This is a genomic window from Alkalibacterium psychrotolerans (genome assembly GCF_054784355.1).
On record NZ_BAAGPH010000134.1, the window covers coordinates 1 to 18,508 of the forward strand.

Consider the following 18,508-nt stretch of genomic DNA (forward strand, 5'->3'; position numbering starts at 1 on the left):
TACCTTTACCATAGCAGAATGGGGTTCTTTTTTCATCACTTAAGGGGTGAAACTAAAAAAGTAATTATCAGACTGCCGTTAGGCAGTTTCATACGGTTTCAATTAAAAAGTATGAATTATTCAGGAAATTGCAATTACAGTGCTTGGAGTTATGGTGTGCTAGCAGATGAACTGGCCGACCTAACACTAAAAGGAGTAAAGACGGCTACAGCATCGGCCTATGATCTCTATGAAGTTGATGGGGATTCTCTACCCGAAGTAGGAGAGTGTAATATTATACTAAATGGGAGTGGCGAGGCTATTTGTATTACAGAGACCACCAATGTAGAAGTTATTCCCTTCCATGCAGTTACCAAAGCGCATGCTTTCAAGGAAGGCGAAGGGGACCGGACGCTCAGCTACTGGCGCAGAGAACACGAAAAATTATTTAAGCAATGGTTTGAAGAAGTGGGACTGACTTTTAATCATGAATCACGGGTTGTCTGTGAAACGTTTGAGGTAGTATACAGTTAGTACCAATGATTTTTCTGGTCTTTAACTTTGCTAATATATACTAACAGTACAGTTTACGTATAATAAGACCCTGATTATGAAGGAGACTACATACATGAAAAATAAAAAATTAAGAAAATCAGTAGACAACAAATCAATTGCCGGAGTCTGTGGTGGGATTGCCGAATATTTCGGGCTAGCACCGACAGGAGTGAGATTGGTTTTTCTGCTTACACCAGGACCGTTTATGCTGATTCTTTATATCATACTAGCCAATACACTTCCAGAAGGCATAGAGTATTTGTGATGCAAAACTTTCTAAAATTATTTTTCCTAACTTGAATAAGATGCAAAGTTAGCTCTCTTAAAATATGATTTAACTGCTTTGCAACCTGTAGTTGCGGTTATTCCACGGTTAAGTGATAGATATAAGCAAGTATTTACATTATCATAAGTGTCATAATCAAGCAGAAGGAGTAATCTCATGTTCAATGAAAAATTAAAATCCTTAAGAAAAGACCATTCACTGTCTCAAGAAGACTTAGCAGAGAAGTTAGCTGTCTCCAGACAGACTATATCAAAATACGAACTAGGAGATGCCACACCGGATTTAAAAAGGTTGAGTGAATTAGCTGAATTGTTCAATGTATCTTACGATTATTTATTAGGTGATACGGCTACAAATGAAGAGAAACAGGCACTCAACTCAGTCACCAACAAAATCACAATCAAAAGTAGTGACTCTACTACTATGGCCAACTACTATAAATTCAAAACAGGCAAGGTATTTAAACCAAAAAAACATCAGCCCTATGGCTCATTAATTGGAGTATATAAGGAAACTTTTTGGGGTGAATCTTCTGATGTCTTGGGTTATTACGCTAGCAAAGAAGCTATAGATAAAGAACTGGAAGCCATTTTTTCTGCTTTATCAAAAGGTGTTTCAACCTACGAGCTGCAATTCAATGTAGAAGTGGACTCTAGACTGTCCATAATAGATTAGATAGTGTGAACAGGAAAAAACCTTGATTACTCAAGGTTTTTTATTTTCACTATTTATTTTGCAAGGTAGTTCACCTGTAAGAATAAGAACTACCTCATTCTAAGTACTTGTTGAACGAATTGGTTAATATTTCAAAAGATAAGACTAGAAAATCGAAAAGATAACTGTTCCAATCAGATCCAAAACTTCCTCTATCAACCTTTTTGATGAATAGCTTAACTCTTTTAGATTTTTCATTCGGGATACCTCCATGTTTTTACTGCTGTTTTTTCAGTGGTCGAGTGTATAGGGTATAGGCAAATAAAGTGGCTGCCCAGATACTGATCAGAGCAGCGGTGTAAGTATCGCCTGTAAAAATAAGTATAAGTAATTGAACAAGAGACAGTCCTGCCAGTGCCGGCGTCCATCTTAGCTGCTTCTTTCTAACTTCTTGCCAATCAAACTGCTTTTCTTTGTTCCACAGTTTTCGTATCTGGTATTCTCTATTGATGCTCAACAACGTATCCAAGCCTTTTTTTGCCGCGTAGTACTGAATACTGGAAAAAAGTATGGTCAGCAGTAAAATAGCCATCAAGCCATTATAGCGATTGAGTTCAATTAGATTAAAACCATCTACTATAAGCGCTAAGGGGGGGAGTGTCAATAATTATGTGTAAATGAAGTGCTCCTTCTATAAAATCGATTTATTAATTTGTTAATCTTTCAAACATTTTTTCTAGCTCTGCTTCAGCTTGTTGGAAGCCGCGGTGAATCCGTGTTAAAAACTTCTGATTGTACGTATCAAAATGGGAAACCAAAAAGCGATCCATAGATTCTTCATTCTGAAATTGCTCTTTACGTCGACTATACTTTTTAATTTGTTTATTAAAGGATTCAATCAAATTAGTGGAATACAAGCTCCTACGGATTGATAAAGGGAAATCGTAAAATGTAAGTAAGTTATCATTTTCTAGAATAGACTTGGCCAGTTTAGAGTAGCTACTGCGCCATTTTTCTGAGAAAGCAAGGCGAGCTTCAAGGGCCGTCTCTCGTGAATCTGCTTGATAAATCGTCTTAAAGTCTTCGCATATTTCCTTGCGATCAGCGACGCGTACTTTACTAGAAATGTTGCGAGAAACATGGACACAACAGTGTTGGTAAGCTGCTTGAGGAAAAACGTGATGAATCGTATCTTTAATACCCTTGAGACCGTCGGTCACGAAAAGAAGAACATCATTGACACCACGGTCGGATAAATCTTCCAATATCTCTTTCCATGTGACGGTCGATTCATTAGGGGCAATAGCGTATCCTAGGACTTCTTTGGCACCATCTGGTCGAATTCCCACCGCAATGTGTATGGCTTCTTTCTCAACGGTTTTCCGCTTCAAAGGAATATAGGTAGCGTCCAGATAAATGACTGCATAATGACTGTTTAGTTTACGCTTTTTGAACGCTGATACTTCTTCAGTAAAGACTTTAGTCATATTGGACATCGTTTGTGGTGTATAGTGATGACCGTACATTTTCTCAATCAAATCAGCAATTTCAGACATGGTTATACCTTTTTGAAAAAGATGAATGACGGTTTCTTCTAACGTGCCATTGGTTCGCTTATATGCAGGAAGAGTCTGTTGTTTAAATTCACCGTTGCGGTCGCGCGGAATCTGTAGATGAAGTTCGCCGTATTCTGTCTTGACCGTACGGTCATAGGACCCATTGCGTGAGTTCCCTGAATGGAAACCAATCCGATCATACTTTTCGTAATCCAAAAAGGCAGTCAGCTCTGTTCTCAGGAGCGTATTTACGGCTAATTCCAAGTGCGAACGGAATAATTCGTTCAAATCACCTTTTGTAGCTAGAGTCTGTAAGATATCTGTAGTAAGATTGTTCATAGGGAAGTCCTCTTTTCTGTGAATTTAGTGTGGTAACTCTATTCTACAGAAGGGACTTCCTTTTTTCTATTTACACAAAATATTTTACACTCTCCTAAGGGGCCCAGAATTCCAACAAATAGATAGACTTTATGTTTAAAAGACAGCTTTTTCATATCTATTCCTCTTCTTCTATCGGCAGTTCTGTGGTGACCGCAAGATGCAGATCAGAAGCCAGGTAGCGGCCAACCACACCAAAGTCTTTCTCCTCGGTGTAATAGCCGATTTCTTGAATAACCATATCGTCACTGTCCATAAATAATAAGCGGTAGTCAGGGTTAGGAATATCCATATTTGCAGTTGAAGCGGAATTGGCAGACTCCAATTCCTGAACCAAGGTCTCGATAAAAGAAACGTCAGTAATTGTCGTGACCAGTTCGTCTGAATCATACGTTCTGACTTCTATAGACGCAACGTTATCTGCTTCATCGCCAAATAAATCATTTGATTGGCAGCCGGTTAGCAGTATAAGAGAAAGTAGTGCGATAAACAGCAACTGCCCGGTTTTATTTCTAGTTTTGCATTTCACTTTAATCACCCTTCTTATTTCCTATTCAAAACTGATAAAAATTAGTCATAACTCACTCTATCTAAAAACAGCCCTTGAGCTGGAACGGTTAAGCCCGCCTCGCTTCTGACGCCACTTTCAAATACTTCGTCAATGCTGTCCAAATCTAAAGTGCCGCTGCCGATTTCTAAAATCGTACCGGTCAAAATGCGGACCATTTTATGCAGGAAGCTTTTTCCTTTAAAGGTAAAGTGAAGCATACTGCCTTCTTTTTCGATGGTGATGCTGTCGAGCGTGCGGATGGTGGATTTCTTTGACTTCTTCAGCGCGGAAAAGCCGATAAAATCATGTTTGCCGATCAGTTTGTCGCAGGCCGCCTGCATTTTTTTCATATCCAGCTCTTCAGGGTAGTGAAAGCTGTAGTTGCGCTCGAAAGCTGATGGGATAGCCTGGTTCCATACGTAATAGCTGTACTGTTTTCCAGTCGCATTGTAGCGGGAATGGAAGCGGTCGTGCACTTCTTCCAGTTTCTTCACAATAATGTCTTGAGGCAAGTTGTTGATCAGAATTTCCTGCATGGCATCAAGTTCCATATCAGATTCCGTTTTAAAATTAGCGACCTGACCTCTGGCATGCGTACCGGCATCTGTTCGACCGGACCCGACAATTTCTGTTTCCGTCCCTGTAATTTGAGTCAGAATGTGTTCGATTTTTCCTTGAATTGTTTTGTCGGTGTGCCCAAGCCTTTGCCAGCCCTGATAGCGGCCGCCGTCGTATTCAATGGTGAGTTTGATGTTTCGCATAGTATCCCTCTTAATCGTTAAGTATTTTAAATCTATTGTTTTTGGAAATGATCTTAGACAATCGCGTCACTACCTCTATGATATACTAAAAGGGAGTTGATTACACGCCAATACAAGAAGGAGAGAGCTGCAATGTCGGATAATTCAACATACAGAAATGGCACGTTTATATTACATATGGGAAGTGAAAAATGGCATCAGGCGTCGGCTTTCTTTGTTCGCATGGAAGTGTTCGTTCTGGAAAGAAATATTCCGCTTCAAGATGAGTTTGACCACCAGGACACAGATGAGAGAGTGTATGCTGTTATTTATGATGGAGACAAACCAGTCGCTACTGGCCGGATTATAAAAGAAGATGAGACAATCGTTCGCCCAGGCCGTATTGCAGTGCTGAAAGAGTACCGGGGCAAAGGATTGGGTGAGTGGATCATCAAAGAAATAGAAAGGTATTCAATTAAAGAAGGCTGCACTCAGTCAGTCATTCACGGCGAGTTGAGTGCGGCTGGCTTTTACGAAAAGCTGGGCTACACCCGAACATCTGATGTCTACGAAGAAGACGGCGTGCCCTGTGTGACATTGGAAAAAGAACTTGAAAAAACACAATAGACGTTGCTGTATAACAATAAAGGAGCAACTTGAATGATTATTGAATACGAGACATGTTATGAAAATAGAGTAGAAGAACTGCTCAAAGAGAGTAAAATGCGGATGGTTTGGGGTGAAAAGGCACTGAGAACCTTTGTAGCTGTAGAAGGCGAAGAAGTAGTTGGGATAGCTGGACTTTATTCCAATCAACTTCACCCTAATAGGAGTTACATTAATGTATACATCAACCCTTATTACCGGAGAGAAGGATTAGGAACAAAATTAGTTAATGAATTAAAGCAGGCTTCTAGAAAGAATGATTTTCAAGCTTCTGTTTTATCACAAGATGAATCTAGCGTATATTTCCTTAAAGGACTGGGCTTCAAGAGGGCCAGAAAATCCTTTACTCCTGTCATAAATAAAAGAATTGAAGAAATAAATGGTTGTGACTCCATGACTGTGAAAACTGTCGAAGCAGCAGGTGCTAAACACAGAAAAGAATTAACTCAACTGCATTTAACCAACTATATATTATGGCATGAAGAGATTAACCCCCCTTAATAAAGCTGTTTCCATATCCGAATGGCAGAGTCTTATCTTTAACGAGCTCGATGAGACAAATTCAAGATTACTTATTGAAAATGAGAGAGTTAAAGCCTATTTGCTCTGTTATGAGACGGGAGATGCTAAAAAAGTGGAGGTAGGGTATGTCGGGGGTGAAACAACTGCTCAAATACCGTCCTACCTTAGTTTTTATATATCTGTCTTGGATGAATTGATTGATACTTTTGAAACTATTGAGATCGAGGCGGACGATGTGGATCCTTTTGCATTTGCAGCCTTGAGTTGCTACGAATATGATGAGACTGATTCACTGGACACCTATATTTTAAATAGTTGAAAACAAAAGGTGGAACACAAATGATTGAATTTATACCCATACAAGAAAATAACTTTAGGGATGTTATTGAACTTGAAGTTACGGAAAGTCAGAGCAAGTTTGTTGCACCAAATGTGAGGTCACTTGCAGAGTGTTACCTGTATAGAAAAAACCAGGATGTCTTTCCTTATGCGATTCAAGACGGTGAGACAGTTGTCGGTTTTATACTTATTGATTTAGACTTACCTGAAAAAGAAATAATGATATGGCGAATGATGATAGATAAATACTTTCAGGGAAAGGGATACGGCAGACAAGTCATACAGAAAGTCATTGAATATGCCAAACAAGAACCTGACTACACCCTGCTCATCGCAGACTACGTCAAAGGTAATGACGTAATGGGGAACCTATTGAGGGATATGGGATTCAAAGATCACTCTTTTAATAAAGAAGACAATGAATTTGTCCTTCATTATTCTTTAAGCTGACAATGTAAATATACTTTTTAGTAAAACCATGTTTAATAGCTTCATTGGACACAAGTAAGCAATTTCGGTCAGGCTTTTTATCTAGTATCTACTTATACTATAAGTGAGGTGAGACAATTGGATTATTTTTCACTGATTCAAAAAGCTATTCAGTATATGGAAGACGAGCTTCTGGAAGATATCAGCTACAGTAATGTTGCCAAGCATGTTTACTTGTCTAATTATCATTTTCAGAGAGTTTTCAGCCTAATTACAGATATCACGCCAGGGGAATATATTCGCAACAGGCGCTTGTCGCTGGCCGGACAGGAGATTACTCTATCCGAAGTGAGCATAGGTGAGATGGCTTATAAGTACGGCTACGAGTCACCCGAGAGTTTTTCCAGAGCCTTCAAACGATTCCATGGTGTTTCTCCAAGTAAGGCAAAAAAAGGAAATGTCCAGCTGAACAGCTTTAACCGCCTCGTTATCAAATTGACAACGGAAGGAGGAACGGGTATGAACTATAGAATAGTTGAAAAAGAGCCCTTTACATTGCTTGCGAAGGTGAAGCAGTTTCCGAATGAATCCATCGATAGTGAAGATAAGGAAACAAATGAAATTGCTGCTTTTTGGGACAGAAGCAGTCAGTCAGATGTATTTGAAAGGCTGAGAGAACACGCTAAAACCTTCGATGTCTACGGAGCATGCGCGCCGATTAGGGAAGACAGTGATTACTTTGATTATGGCATTGCAATGCCATACGACGGCAGCGGTGTGCCTGAGGGCTACCAGTTATGGGAAGTGAAACCGACAGTATGGGCTGTTTTTCCATGCGAAGGGGAAATGCCTGATAGCATCGGTGTGACGTGGGAACGGATATTCAAAGAATTTCTACCGGGATCTGACTACGAGATGCTGGAAGACACTGATTTTGAATTGTACCCTCACGAGAAAAAAGAAGGAATCTTCTGTGAAGTCTGGATTCCTGTTCAGAAAAAAGAAAATTAAATGACTTAATAGGGAGTGGTTCAGGGAACTGCTCTTTTTTGTTGTAAACTTATGGTATACATGTTAATATTAATTTATATTTTTTTATGAGGAGAGGTATTGTGGCTTCAAGAGATGCAAATTTGTTTGGATTAAAAATGGGTCTGGTTGTAATGATTGTTATGTTCCTGCCGAATGCTGATACTGCTATATGGGTAAATCTGCTCATGGGGGCATTACAAGGGGTAGGGATTAGTGTTATTCTGGACAAACTGCTCAGACGGTTCCATACGGATGAGTACAATAAAAATAATTAGGGGAGCTTGAATTTATTGGAACTGATACTGACAATGGGCATGATTATAATAGTAAGTATGATTATGCGAAGAAAAAGAAGTAAATAGGGATGCACGTAGATTATACATAAGCACTATTATCAACTAAAGCACAGAAAACCCATCAATATAGATGGTTTTTCTGTGCTTTTTAGGTATTGAAAAGTAGAAAAGCGACACGCTTTTCCTCATCTTTAAGAGCTTTAATAAGGAAAAAAGACGGCCCGTCTTTTTTAGTGACCAGTTCCGTTTACTTATGCTTGATGAAATAGTCTCAAAAGCAGTATTGAGACCACTTCAGCTACTAGTCACTGAATGAACTCGTCACTAAAACGATATTGAGACCAGTTCATTTGGGAATTAAAAATAAAGTGGTGCCAAAAGGCTCTTTGAGACCACTTCTTTTCAGAATTTTAAATAAAGTGGTCACTAAACGCGTATTGAGACCACTTCAACTCATACTTTTTTATAAACTCGTCTCAAAGGCCTTGATAGAGACCAGTTAATAAGAGAGGCCCTCAGTAACTGGTCTCAATGGCAGAAAACTGATTCAAAAGCTGCCGTTTTCTGTGTAAATAGGATGCAGTTCACGTATACTACATTATTTTCTGTCCTCATCACTATGGTGCGACAGCTTTTCTTCTTCCTTTTCTGTTTCTTCTTTGGCTTCTTTGTGTTTTTGAAATTGCCTCGCGCCGGCAATAACTAATATAGCGGTAAAAGGAATGCTGAGCATTAACCATAAGGGATCCATGTTGTATCTCCTCAAATTTATGACGTATTTTTATTAAAAAAGATTTTAGCATCGTAATTAGTTCAGCAGTAAATTAATTGAATACAAAAAGATAACTAAAAGTGCAATAGAAGTAAGCATGCCTTTGATTTTATGTCCCTCTTTAAAGTCGTGCACGGTTATGAAAACAAGGGAAAGAACTTGAAACACAATAATAAGCGGAAATAAATCAAAGCTTCCAGTGACTAAACTATAGAACGCAACAATGATACTAAGTATTAGAGCGACTTTCTGCAGTATCTTCAGCAAGATATCACACCCTTTCCATTCCCATTTTAGCACATACAGGCATTTACACGCTTTTTTTGTTGCTTCATTACAAAATTCTTTTAAAAACTAGTTTTCCTTCCCATCACTAAATTCCCCCAGAACGAAATCATGAAACAGTTTTTCCGAAGCGGAGAGCTGACGTCTTTTGGGTGTAATGATGCCGACACTTCGAGTGACTTGGGGACTATTGACTTCGATACAGTTTAGAAAAGGAGAATGATACTGGCTCACGGCACTCTCCGGTAATAGCGTAATCCCGATACCAGCAGCAACCATCCCTTTAATGGCATCCATGTCTTCTCCTTCTGTGCTGACTTTCGGCTCAAACCCCATTTCCCGACAGGCGTCACTGACCACTTCTTCAAGAATATAACCCTTCGGAAAAAGAATAAATTCCTCATCCATTAACTCAGTCAATGAAACAGCTTTTCGACTGGCTAAATCATGTCTTTTTGAAACAAGCAAATAAAGAGGCTCATGAAATAGACTGCTGCTTTGAATTAATGGATCATCTTCGACAACCGGTCCAACAAAGGCCAGGTTCAGTTCTCTATTTCTGACCGCATCCAAAAGGTACTGATAAGACCCCTGCCTTAACTGAAACTGAATACCTGGATAACTTGCGGAAAATGCGTGAACAAGAGGGGGCAGTAGGGTAGTGGCCAGGCTGGTCGGGAAGCCGACATGAATCGTCCCGGTTTCTGGTGCAGCATGCTCCGCGACATGATTTTTCATCTGTTCCAATCGGCTTATAATTTCCTTGGATTCTTTTAAAACCACTTCCCCTATTGGAAGCAGCCGTACACGTCTGCCGACCCGTTCAAACAGTTCGACCTTCAGTTCTTCTTCCAGATTTTTAATTTGCCGGCTGACAGCAGACTGGGCAACATTGAGCTGCTGGGCAGCATCCGACATGTGCTCCCGTTCGGCCACTTCTATGAAATAAATAAGCTGTTTCAGTTCCATCTGAATCCTCCCAATTTAAAAGATAATTAATGCCTAAAATAGATTGTTATTATTCAATAAATATATTGTAAGCATAAATGCAAAGGATTACAATAGGATAACACAATAATGAGAATCAGGTTAGAACTGATTGCTTGGAGGAAACTACCATGGCGAAATTTAATCCCGTCCATCAGGCTGACGGCTTGTATTCACCACAATTTGAGAGAGATAACTGCGGCATTGGGCTGTATGCCAATATGAAAGGCGTAAAAAACCACGACATCGTTAAAAGAGGAATCGAGTTATTGACGCATCTGGATCACCGAGGCGGTCAAGGCAGTGACCCGGATACAGGTGACGGTTCGGGCATCATGACTCAGATTCCGCACAATTTATTTAAAAAAGAACTGCCTGCTTTTAATTTGCCAGAAGCAGGGAAGTACGCTGTGGGCATGCTGTTTTTCAGTAAAGATGATCCCCGTCAAAGTGAGTGGGAAACACAAATTCAAGCGATTGCTGAAAAAGAAAAGCAAACGGTTATCGGCTGGCGAACAGTGCCTACCGATGTTCAGAAAATTGGGGTTAAAGCCCAGGAAACGGCACCTGTAGTCCGGCAGATTTTTTTAAAGCGCAGTGAAGAGCTGGCAGATGAATCGGCTTTTGAAAGAAAGCTCTACGTTATCCGAAAACAGGCAGAACAAATTGCAGAAGCCAATGACAAGGCTTTTTATTTTCCGAGTTTTTCAAGTCAAACGATTGTCTACAAGGGGCTTTTGACCTCCAGTCAGGTGGATCAGTTTTACCTTGATCTGCAAAACCCTGATTACATCTCAGCCTTTTCTCTAGTGCATTCCCGTTTCAGTACCAATACCGTGCCTAACTGGGAGCGGGCGCATCCGAACCGTTACCTGATTCACAACGGGGAAATCAATACGTTAAGAGGGAACATTAACTGGATGCGGGCAAGAGAAGGCAGTTTCATTTCCGAAGCGTTCGGGGATGATCTGGACAAACTGCTGCCGATTCTGGACGAGTCAGGAAGTGATTCAGCTGTTCTGGATAATGCTTTGGAGTTCTTCACCTTGGCCGGACGGTCACTGGCTCATTCAGCGATGATGCTGATTCCTGAGCCTTGGGAAAACAACCCAGATATCAGTCCGGAAAGAAAAGCGTTCTACAAGTATCACAGCATGCTGATGGAACCTTGGGACGGTCCGACGTCCATCACCTTTACAAATGGCAGACAAATTGCTGCCTTGCTTGACCGTAACGGCTTGCGACCGGCCCGCTACTATATTATGAAAGACGACACCATTATTTATGCATCCGAAACAGGCGTCATCGATGTCAAAGAGGAAGACGTCGTTTCGAAAGAACGCCTCAGTCCAGGTAAAATGCTCATGATTGATTTGGAAGAGGGGCGTATTATTTCAGATGAAGAAATCAAACAGCAAATCGTCCAGCAGGCCCCTTATGAAAAATGGGCGGATGAACTGACTGTGGAATGGGACGAACTGGAGTCGGCAGATGAAAACTATACTCAAGAAAATACAGAGTCAAACCTGCCGCTTATTAATAAACAAAAAGCATTCGGCTATACCGTTGAAGATATTGAAAAGTACCTTAAACCATTAATTGAAAAAGGAAAAGACCCAATCGGTGCGATGGGCATCGATACACCGCTGGCCGTCTTGTCTGATCGTCCGCAGTCGCTGTTTCTTTACTTTAAACAGCTCTTTGCACAAGTCACCAATCCGCCGATTGACGCCTATAGAGAACAGATTGTGACGTCTACATTAAGCTGGCTCGGAGCTGAAGGCGATTTGTTGGATCATCAGTTAGGTGCCAGTCGGCGTATCCGACTGGACTCACCGATTTTAAGCAGCCAGAGCTTTAATCGACTGGCGCATGTAAACCAACCTGCTTTTAAAAGTCTGACAGTTCAGGCTACTTTTACAGACAACCTTGATGAGCGTTTAGCGGACCTGCGTTTAGAGGTTGAAGAATCGGTTAAAAAAGGCATTACTCTAATTGTATTAAGCGATCAGCAGCTGGATAAACAGCACATCCCTGTACCGCCTTTGCTAGCCATCAGCAGTATTCACCAGCACTTGGTCAGAAAAGGACTGCGGACCCAAGTGAGTCTGCTGTCAGCCAGCGGGGAAGCCCGGGAAGTGCACCATTTTGCCGCACTGATCAGTTACGGCGCAGATGCAATCTATCCGTATCTGGCTTATGAAACGATTAAAGACGAAGCTAAGAAAAATCAGTTCGCAGCGGGACCAGAAGAAACCGCCGAACAGTACCGTCAGGCCGTCACAGAAGGCGTCATTAAAGTGATGTCTAAAATGGGTATTTCAACTGTGCAAAGTTACCGGGGAGCCCAGATTTTTGAAGCCATCGGCATTAGTCAAACCGTTATCGACGAACACTTTACCGGAACGGCTTCCCAGCTTGGTGGTATCGGCATGGAAACCATTGCTGAAGAAGCAAAAATGCGGCACAGTCTGGGTTTCAAAAAAGACCTATATCAGACGCTGGATTCTGGCAGCGACATGCAGTGGCGTAAAGGCGGCGAAAAACATGCCTATAACCCGCTGACCATGCACAAACTTCAGTGGGCCGCGCGCAGAGGTGACCCTAAACTGTACCGTGATTATGCCGAAGCCATCAATGAGGGGCATCAGGGCTTTATTCGCAGTCTGTTTGATATCAAGTCCGATCGCAAGCCGATTGCAATGGATGAGGTCGAGCCAGTTGAAGAACTGTTCAAGCGCTTCAAGACTGGCGCCATGTCTTTCGGGTCCATCAGCCCGGAAGCACATGAGACCTTGGCCATCGCAATGAACCGCCTGGGCGGGAAGTCCAACTCGGGTGAAGGCGGAGAAAATCCCAAGCGCTTTGAAAAAGATGCGAATGGCGACTGGCGACGCAGTGCTATCAAGCAAGTGGCATCCGGACGTTTTGGTGTAGACAGTCACTACTTGGTGAATGCCGAAGAGCTGCAAATCAAGATGGCGCAAGGAGCCAAGCCAGGAGAAGGCGGGCAGCTGCCAGGTGAGAAAGTGTACGCTTGGATTGCGAATGTTCGTAACTCGACTCCCGGTGTCGGTCTGATTTCACCACCGCCTCACCATGATATTTACTCAATTGAGGATTTGGCTCAACTGATTCATGATCTGAAAAATGCCAACCGTAAAGCCCGGATTTCCGTCAAACTGGCTTCCAAAGCCGGGGTAGGAACCATTGCTTCGGGTGTAGCTAAAGGCAATGCCGATGTCATTTCCATCGTCGGCTATGACGGGGGAACCGGAGCGTCACCGAAAACCAGTATCCGCCACGCGGGCCTGCCGTGGGAACTGGGTCTGGCAGAAACCCATCAGACTCTGCAGATGAACGACTTGCGTAACCGGGTCACTTTGGAAACGGACGGCAAGCTTTTGACCGGCCGGGATGTAGTGATGGCAGCCATTATCGGAGCAGAAGAGTTCGGTTTTGCGACGGCCCCCTTGGTTGTATTGGGCTGTGTCATGATGCGCGTCTGTCACTTGGATACTTGTCCAGTGGGGATTGCCACGCAGAATCCAAAACTGAGAGAGCGGTTCATGGGCAAGCCTGAGCATGTGGTCAACTACATGACCTTTATTGCTGAAGAAATCAGAGAAATACTGGCCGAACTCGGTTACAGCCGCATTGAAGACCTCGTCGGCCGTACCGATTTGCTGGAAACCAATGAATGGGCCCGATCGCACTGGAAGGCGTCTCAGCTGAACCTTGAACGCATCCTTTTCCAGCCATTTGGAAAAACCAGTTTGAATAAAACTGAACAGAATCACAAAATACAGGAATCTCTTGATATCAGAACCATCTTGCCACAAGTTACCGAAGCGATTGACAGAGAAGTGCCGGTCACTTTAAATCTGCAGGTCACTAATATGAACCGGGTTATCGGAACCGTTGTAGGCAGCGAGGTATCGCTCAAAAAAGGCGCAGCCGGGCTGCCTGACGATACCATTACGCTGAACTGTATCGGTTCAGCCGGCCAGAGTGTCGGAGCCTTTTTACCAAGAGGCATGACCGTAAACTTGATTGGGGACGGGAATGATTATGTCGGTAAAGGACTGTCGGGCGGCAAGCTGATTTTGAAAACATCGCCTGATGCCGGTTTTGAAGCAGTCAGTAATGTAATTGCCGGAAATGTTGCTTTTTACGGGGCAACCGCAGGGGAAGCTTACCTGAACGGTCTGGCCGGTGAACGCTTTGCGGTCAGAAACAGCGGTGCGACGCTAGTTGTTGAAGGAGTCGGGGATCATGGTTGTGAATACATGACCGGTGGACGCGTGGTCATCCTTGGAGATGTCGGCAAGAACTTTGCGGCGGGCATGTCTGGAGGCGTGGCTTACGTTTTGAATGACCAGCACGAGGACTTCATCAGACGGGCCAACAAGGAAATGGTTCTTTTTGAAACAATCGCTAGTGAGACTGAAGCGGAAGAGTTGAAACAACTGATTCAAAAGCATGCAGACTACACGCATTCCACGCGTGCTGTTAAGCTGCTAAATAATTGGGAAGCTTCTCTGTCACGCTTTATCAAAGTGATACCGAGAGAATACAAGCACATCACAGCTGAGATTGACCGTCAGATTAAAGACGGGTTCACTGAAGAAGAAGCCAAAATGGCTGTCTTTATGAAAACAAAAGAAGAGCCTGAAACGGTGGGTGCACCTAACTAAAAGAACGTGAAGAAAGCGGAAGGAGAATCGTTATGGGAAAGAAAACAGGGTTCATGGAGTTTAAACGTGAACACGGAGAAGAGCGGGATCCTCTGAAGCGGGTCACGGACTGGAAGGAGTACAAGCAAACCGTTTCAGACGACCAGGCTCAGCGTCAGGGCGCCCGGTGTATGGATTGCTCTATCCCGTATTGCTCGATGGGGATGGATATCGCAGGAGGAACCACTGGTTGTCCGCTTTATAATTTGATTCCTGAATGGAATGATCTTGTTTATAAAGGCCGATGGAAAGAAGCATTGGACCGATTGTTAAGGACCAATAACTTTCCGGAGTTTACTGGAAAAGTCTGCCCGGCTCCGTGTGAAGGCTCGTGTACAGTAGCGATTTCAGATGACCCGGTGGCCATCAAGGATATCGAGCTGGCCATCATCGACAAAGGCTTTAAAGAAGGCTGGATTCAACCGAGAATTCCGACGGTGCAGACTGGCAAGAAAGTAGCGATTGTCGGTTCCGGACCGGCCGGCCTGGCAGCGGCAGATCAATTGAATCAAGTCGGACACAGCGTGACCGTTTACGAAAAAAGTGCCCGAGCGGGAGGCTTATTGACGTACGGCATTCCGAACATGAAGCTGGAAAAGCACATTGTCCAAAGACGCATAGACTTGCTGGAAAAAGAAGGCATTACGTTTAAGCTGAATACAGCCGTGGGGACGGACGTTTCGGCAGATGATTTGAAAGACACATATGATTCGGTCATTATCTGCACAGGGGCAGCCAAACCGATTAATCTGCCTCTTGAGGGACGAGACTTGAATGGGGTTCATTTTGCGATGGATTATCTGACTCAGTCTGTTGAGGAAACCCTGGGCGAAAACTCTGTGGCTCCTCATTTAAATGCAAAAGGCAAGGATGTTATCGTTATCGGAAGTGGCGATACAGGAGCTGACTGTGTGGCAACGGCCTTAAGGCAGGGAGCGAAAAGTATCAGTCAGTTTTCCCGCAGCCTTCAGTTTCCGTTTCAGAGAGAAGAACTAAATGAATGGCCGGCTTATCCACGCGTGTTCAGCTTGGAATATGGTCATGAAGAGGCAAAAATGCTTTATGGAGAAGATATCAGACAGTATGAAATCCAGACCCGTTTCTTTAAAGGAACAGCTGATGGAAACGTTCAGTCGCTTTATACTGAGCGGGCAAGAAAAGTCCGTGATGAAGAGCGCAGACAGTTTGTTTACGAAGAAGTGCCTGATTCCGGAGAAGAATGGAAGGCTGACTTAGTCCTCATTGCTATCGGTTTTGAAGGGGTAGAAAACAGCATCCTGGAAGATTTCGGTGTGGACTCGTCCAGAGGCGTGATTTCGGCAGAATACGGGAAGTTTGCGACCAATGTCGACGGCGTGTTTGCTGCCGGCGATGCCAGACGCGGCCAGAGCCTGATTGTCTGGGCCATTAATGAAGGCCGGGAAGCAGCCTATGCAGTTGACCGTCACCTAATGGGAACCAGCGATCTACCAACCGTTGAAGCAGCAGCTGTTTAAAAATAATAGATGAAAAAAATCTCCTCAAGTAAAGAGACTACTTGAAGGAGATTTTTTATGGAAAAGGATGTTGATAAATGGAAAGTAGATAAGCAATTGGTTCAGCAATGTATATAACGATATCAAATCGTTATTTTCAATCAAGCAGTATTTCTGTCGTAGAGGTTCCGGAGCCAAATAAAAGTCTTAGTATGTACAGTATATCGAGAGAAAAGTAGACCGTTAAGGAAATCACTAAAACGATGACCAAAATAGTATATTTTTTCTTATGCTTGATCGAATAGAATAGACTAATATAAGATAAAGGGGCCAACAAAATGTAAAAAAATGGAATAACAAGCAATGAAAATATATATATATCTAATTTGTAGATACGAAAAATTGATAGTGTCTGTTCCAATATAGTTTTCTTTTATCAGAATCTGTCTCGTTAATAGTTGATTTACTCAAAAAATAGGCCGTATCAACATTAAAAAAATGGGCTAATTCTACGATGTTATCTGTATTAGGTATAGTTTCTCCTCTTTCCCACCGGCCAATAGTCTGCCTTGAAACAAATAACTGACTAGCTAATTCGTTCTGAGAAAGTTTTTTCTGTATTCTCAAATTTTTAATTCTTTCCCCTGTCATAGAGGCTTCCTCCTTAAGATGTAACACGAATGTTCCATTGATTTAGAGCTATTGTACCATAGTTGTATAGTTACATTATGGCTAATTTTAGGTAACCTAAAATAGAGATGAGCGAAGAACGAGAGGAATAATAGACAAATGCAAAAAGTCACTCTCATAGCAAAGTTGTTTTTTTTAGGCTGAATCGATTAAGCTTACAAATTTTTTGTTCAGTACGGAGAATTTTGTTGATGTTCAGAACGTTCTTAATTCTTATTTTTTTACTTAAAAGGAGAATAAACATGCAGTTTCCATTAAATATTGTCGTTGCAGTCGTCATTTCTGCATTACACGTTTTAATCTCTTTCGGCCTTACATTACCTAGTAAATACAAAAAGGAGTTTCGTATTTACTCTGTCGTAGTCAATCTAATCTTTATTGTATTCCTATTAGGCTTTTCTATATTTTTCAAAACATCTTTGCCTAATCAAGGAATAAATATTTACTATAACGGTTTAGCTACATTATATTTTTTATTATTTATCCCTTTGGGAGTCATTTTGCTGCTGCTGTTTAGGAAATTAATAATGAACGCTGATATCTATTTAGTTTCTTTAAAATATGTGATTCTTATTGGTACTATCGTTATATTGACAGGAATAATTGCTCTAGGATACCCCTTGTTTATCTTAACTTTTTACGGTTTCGCATCTTAGCCTACACAAATAATTCAAGATTATATTTTTCTTGTAGTACAATTTCGGTTTAGTAGAGAATTTTACACTGATGTGTGCAATGCACATCTTACCTAGTGTTTTTTTACCTATGTGAATTTAAGATGAGACACTTTCTATTTACAGTGGAGTGATTATCAGCTTACTCTCCATCCTTTCAAAGCTCCATTTCTTTTACCATAATTACATTTTTGTAAAATTTTGGACTTACCTCTTGGTATTTTGGAGTATTTCCAGAGTTATCGATGTCTTATCATATAGATTATCGATTAAAAGAAAATCGAAAAGAAGTTAGCTCACTGAAAAGCTTCTGTTATTTATTGAATGATGTAAGTCAGGGGGATTATTAATGAAAAAAAGACTAGTTACAATTATAAGTTTACTTGTTATTGCAGGAGGCAGTTACTTACTTGCGCAAAGTGGGATTAGGGATGTTCCAGATGCAAATGAGATTAGTACTTTATGCATAGAAATTAATAGAAACAGAGCTGTGACGGAAGATAGAGTAATCATCAAGGAACTGATTGATGAACTGAATCAGTCTAGAAGAACATACTTGAGGAGTAATGGCGCGGAGCCTGGTGTAAAACCGTTTTGGAGAATAGAGTTAACAAGTGTTGAGGGATCAAAAGAGACCTATTACTTTTATGAATCAGAAGGCAATAATTACATAGAACGTCCCTATGAGGAAATTTACGTAGTGGACATCCTTACAAATGATTTTCTTTTTAGACTGTACCAAGCTATATAGTACTTGGATTTCATCAAATACCGTTCTCAATACGGGGCTGGGAAAAAACCAGCTCTTAACAAACAAAAAGAACAATGAAAACCGTCGGTTTTAGATGGTCTTCATTGTTCTTTTGTATTTTTTCTGAAGATGTAGAAGTACATCCTCCTTTTCTTC

21 protein-coding genes are annotated in these 18,508 nt (G+C 41.7%); 13 read left to right on the forward strand and 8 right to left on the reverse strand.

The genetic code is table 11. The features are described from left to right. The first annotated feature begins 111 nt into the window (after nt 1-111). The 3 genes from ACYVLS_RS10785 to ACYVLS_RS10795 all read left to right on the forward strand — a co-directional run bounded on the left by ACYVLS_RS10785 (nt 112) and on the right by ACYVLS_RS10795 (nt 1,495). Nucleotides 112-513, forward strand: a complete 402-nt coding sequence (locus tag ACYVLS_RS10785; protein WP_460324424.1) for an ASCH domain-containing protein — start codon at nt 112-114, stop codon at nt 511-513. Between the two features lie 94 nt (nt 514-607). Further along, entirely contained in the window at nt 608-799 is a 192-nt protein-coding gene (locus ACYVLS_RS10790) for a PspC domain-containing protein (protein WP_460324384.1), read from the forward strand. 177 nt (nt 800-976) lie between these two features. Continuing rightward, a complete protein-coding gene (locus ACYVLS_RS10795; protein ID WP_460324386.1) occupies nt 977-1,495 on the forward strand; it encodes a helix-turn-helix domain-containing protein in 519 nt (172 codons plus the stop codon). Nucleotides 1,496-1,751: 256 nt separating this feature from the next. On the opposite strand, the gene ACYVLS_RS10800 is transcribed toward ACYVLS_RS10795, so the two are convergent. The 4 genes from ACYVLS_RS10800 to truA all read right to left on the reverse strand — a co-directional run bounded on the left by ACYVLS_RS10800 (nt 1,752) and on the right by truA (nt 4,719). Next, a complete protein-coding gene (locus tag ACYVLS_RS10800; protein WP_460324388.1) occupies nt 1,752-2,066 on the reverse strand; it encodes a hypothetical protein in 315 nt (104 codons plus the stop codon). A 115-nt stretch (nt 2,067-2,181) separates the two neighbouring features. Then, nucleotides 2,182-3,369, reverse strand: a complete 1,188-nt coding sequence (locus ACYVLS_RS10805; RefSeq protein ID WP_460324390.1) for an IS256 family transposase — start codon at nt 3,367-3,369, stop codon at nt 2,182-2,184. A gap of 157 nt (nt 3,370-3,526) precedes the next feature. Beyond that, nucleotides 3,527-3,937, reverse strand: a complete 411-nt coding sequence (locus ACYVLS_RS10810) for a hypothetical protein (protein ID WP_460324392.1) — start codon at nt 3,935-3,937, stop codon at nt 3,527-3,529. A gap of 41 nt (nt 3,938-3,978) precedes the next feature. Beyond that, on the reverse strand, nt 3,979-4,719 hold the full coding sequence (gene truA / locus ACYVLS_RS10815; protein ID WP_460324394.1) for a tRNA pseudouridine(38-40) synthase TruA: 741 nt from the start codon (nt 4,717-4,719) through the stop codon (nt 3,979-3,981). Between the two features lie 132 nt (nt 4,720-4,851). Between truA and ACYVLS_RS10820 the strand changes: the two genes are divergently transcribed. From ACYVLS_RS10820 to ACYVLS_RS10845, 6 genes are all read left to right on the forward strand, one after another. Next, complete coding sequence (locus ACYVLS_RS10820; RefSeq protein ID WP_460324396.1) at nt 4,852-5,325, forward strand: GNAT family N-acetyltransferase; 474 nt, start codon at nt 4,852-4,854, stop codon at nt 5,323-5,325. Between the two features lie 33 nt (nt 5,326-5,358). Continuing rightward, complete coding sequence (locus ACYVLS_RS10825) at nt 5,359-5,865, forward strand: GNAT family N-acetyltransferase (protein ID WP_460324398.1); 507 nt, start codon at nt 5,359-5,361, stop codon at nt 5,863-5,865. Nucleotides 5,866-5,998: 133 nt separating this feature from the next. Then, a complete protein-coding gene (locus tag ACYVLS_RS10830) occupies nt 5,999-6,205 on the forward strand; it encodes a hypothetical protein (RefSeq protein WP_460324400.1) in 207 nt (68 codons plus the stop codon). Nucleotides 6,206-6,225: 20 nt separating this feature from the next. Continuing rightward, nucleotides 6,226-6,675 carry a GNAT family N-acetyltransferase gene (locus tag ACYVLS_RS10835; RefSeq protein ID WP_460324402.1) on the forward strand — a complete coding sequence of 150 codons (450 nt, stop codon included), beginning with the start codon at nt 6,226-6,228 and terminating at the stop codon, nt 6,673-6,675. Nucleotides 6,676-6,792: 117 nt separating this feature from the next. Beyond that, on the forward strand, nt 6,793-7,665 hold the full coding sequence (locus ACYVLS_RS10840) for an AraC family transcriptional regulator (protein ID WP_460324404.1): 873 nt from the start codon (nt 6,793-6,795) through the stop codon (nt 7,663-7,665). Nucleotides 7,666-7,766: 101 nt separating this feature from the next. Next, nucleotides 7,767-7,961, forward strand: a complete 195-nt coding sequence (locus ACYVLS_RS10845) for a hypothetical protein (RefSeq protein ID WP_460324406.1) — start codon at nt 7,767-7,769, stop codon at nt 7,959-7,961. Between the two features lie 619 nt (nt 7,962-8,580). Here ACYVLS_RS10845 and ACYVLS_RS10850 read toward each other — a convergent pair. From ACYVLS_RS10850 to ACYVLS_RS10860, 3 genes are all read right to left on the reverse strand, one after another. Continuing rightward, nucleotides 8,581-8,733, reverse strand: coding sequence for a hypothetical protein (locus tag ACYVLS_RS10850; protein ID WP_460324408.1), 153 nt, complete (start codon nt 8,731-8,733; stop codon nt 8,581-8,583). Between the two features lie 57 nt (nt 8,734-8,790). After that, nucleotides 8,791-9,021, reverse strand: coding sequence for a hypothetical protein (locus ACYVLS_RS10855; RefSeq protein WP_460324410.1), 231 nt, complete (start codon nt 9,019-9,021; stop codon nt 8,791-8,793). An 87-nt stretch (nt 9,022-9,108) separates the two neighbouring features. Then, nucleotides 9,109-10,008, reverse strand: coding sequence for a LysR family transcriptional regulator (locus ACYVLS_RS10860; protein ID WP_460324412.1), 900 nt, complete (start codon nt 10,006-10,008; stop codon nt 9,109-9,111). A 149-nt stretch (nt 10,009-10,157) separates the two neighbouring features. Between ACYVLS_RS10860 and gltB the strand changes: the two genes are divergently transcribed. Together gltB and ACYVLS_RS10870 are read left to right on the forward strand one after the other, a co-directional pair. Continuing rightward, entirely contained in the window at nt 10,158-14,723 is a 4,566-nt protein-coding gene (gltB, locus tag ACYVLS_RS10865; RefSeq protein WP_460324414.1) for a glutamate synthase large subunit, read from the forward strand. 32 nt (nt 14,724-14,755) lie between these two features. Continuing rightward, on the forward strand, nt 14,756-16,258 hold the full coding sequence (locus tag ACYVLS_RS10870) for a glutamate synthase subunit beta (protein ID WP_460324416.1): 1,503 nt from the start codon (nt 14,756-14,758) through the stop codon (nt 16,256-16,258). Nucleotides 16,259-16,618: 360 nt separating this feature from the next. Here the strand turns inward: ACYVLS_RS10870 and ACYVLS_RS10875 are convergent, their stop codons facing one another. Beyond that, nucleotides 16,619-16,888, reverse strand: coding sequence for a helix-turn-helix domain-containing protein (locus ACYVLS_RS10875; RefSeq protein WP_460324418.1), 270 nt, complete (start codon nt 16,886-16,888; stop codon nt 16,619-16,621). Between the two features lie 281 nt (nt 16,889-17,169). On the opposite strand from ACYVLS_RS10875, the gene ACYVLS_RS10880 reads away from it, so the two are divergent. Together ACYVLS_RS10880 and ACYVLS_RS10885 are read left to right on the forward strand one after the other, a co-directional pair. After that, entirely contained in the window at nt 17,170-17,583 is a 414-nt protein-coding gene (locus ACYVLS_RS10880) for a hypothetical protein (protein ID WP_460324420.1), read from the forward strand. 367 nt (nt 17,584-17,950) lie between these two features. Then, a complete protein-coding gene (locus ACYVLS_RS10885) occupies nt 17,951-18,352 on the forward strand; it encodes a DUF5301 domain-containing protein (protein ID WP_460324422.1) in 402 nt (133 codons plus the stop codon). Nucleotides 18,353-18,508 lie beyond the last annotated feature (156 nt).

What these genes read in the sequence shown, in the direction of transcription:
- ACYVLS_RS10850 (WP_460324408.1), bottom strand. Translation starts at nt 8,733, where the DNA reads ATGGATCCCTTATGGTTAATGCTCAGCATTCCTTTTACCGCTATATTA.
- ACYVLS_RS10785 (WP_460324424.1), top strand. Translation starts at nt 112, where the DNA reads ATGAATTATTCAGGAAATTGCAATTACAGTGCTTGGAGTTATGGTGTG.
- truA (WP_460324394.1), bottom strand. Translation starts at nt 4,719, where the DNA reads ATGCGAAACATCAAACTCACCATTGAATACGACGGCGGCCGCTATCAG.
- ACYVLS_RS10885 (WP_460324422.1), top strand. Translation starts at nt 17,951, where the DNA reads ATGAAAAAAAGACTAGTTACAATTATAAGTTTACTTGTTATTGCAGGA.
- gltB (WP_460324414.1), top strand. Translation starts at nt 10,158, where the DNA reads ATGGCGAAATTTAATCCCGTCCATCAGGCTGACGGCTTGTATTCACCA.
- ACYVLS_RS10805 (WP_460324390.1), bottom strand. Translation starts at nt 3,369, where the DNA reads ATGAACAATCTTACTACAGATATCTTACAGACTCTAGCTACAAAAGGT.
- ACYVLS_RS10860 (WP_460324412.1), bottom strand. Translation starts at nt 10,008, where the DNA reads ATGGAACTGAAACAGCTTATTTATTTCATAGAAGTGGCCGAACGGGAG.
- ACYVLS_RS10880 (WP_460324420.1), top strand. Translation starts at nt 17,170, where the DNA reads ATGCAGTTTCCATTAAATATTGTCGTTGCAGTCGTCATTTCTGCATTA.
- ACYVLS_RS10795 (WP_460324386.1), top strand. Translation starts at nt 977, where the DNA reads ATGTTCAATGAAAAATTAAAATCCTTAAGAAAAGACCATTCACTGTCT.
- ACYVLS_RS10825 (WP_460324398.1), top strand. Translation starts at nt 5,359, where the DNA reads ATGATTATTGAATACGAGACATGTTATGAAAATAGAGTAGAAGAACTG.
- ACYVLS_RS10820 (WP_460324396.1), top strand. Translation starts at nt 4,852, where the DNA reads ATGTCGGATAATTCAACATACAGAAATGGCACGTTTATATTACATATG.
- ACYVLS_RS10875 (WP_460324418.1), bottom strand. Translation starts at nt 16,888, where the DNA reads ATGACAGGGGAAAGAATTAAAAATTTGAGAATACAGAAAAAACTTTCT.
- ACYVLS_RS10790 (WP_460324384.1), top strand. Translation starts at nt 608, where the DNA reads ATGAAAAATAAAAAATTAAGAAAATCAGTAGACAACAAATCAATTGCC.
- ACYVLS_RS10835 (WP_460324402.1), top strand. Translation starts at nt 6,226, where the DNA reads ATGATTGAATTTATACCCATACAAGAAAATAACTTTAGGGATGTTATT.
- ACYVLS_RS10870 (WP_460324416.1), top strand. Translation starts at nt 14,756, where the DNA reads ATGGGAAAGAAAACAGGGTTCATGGAGTTTAAACGTGAACACGGAGAA.
- ACYVLS_RS10800 (WP_460324388.1), bottom strand. Translation starts at nt 2,066, where the DNA reads ATGGCTATTTTACTGCTGACCATACTTTTTTCCAGTATTCAGTACTAC.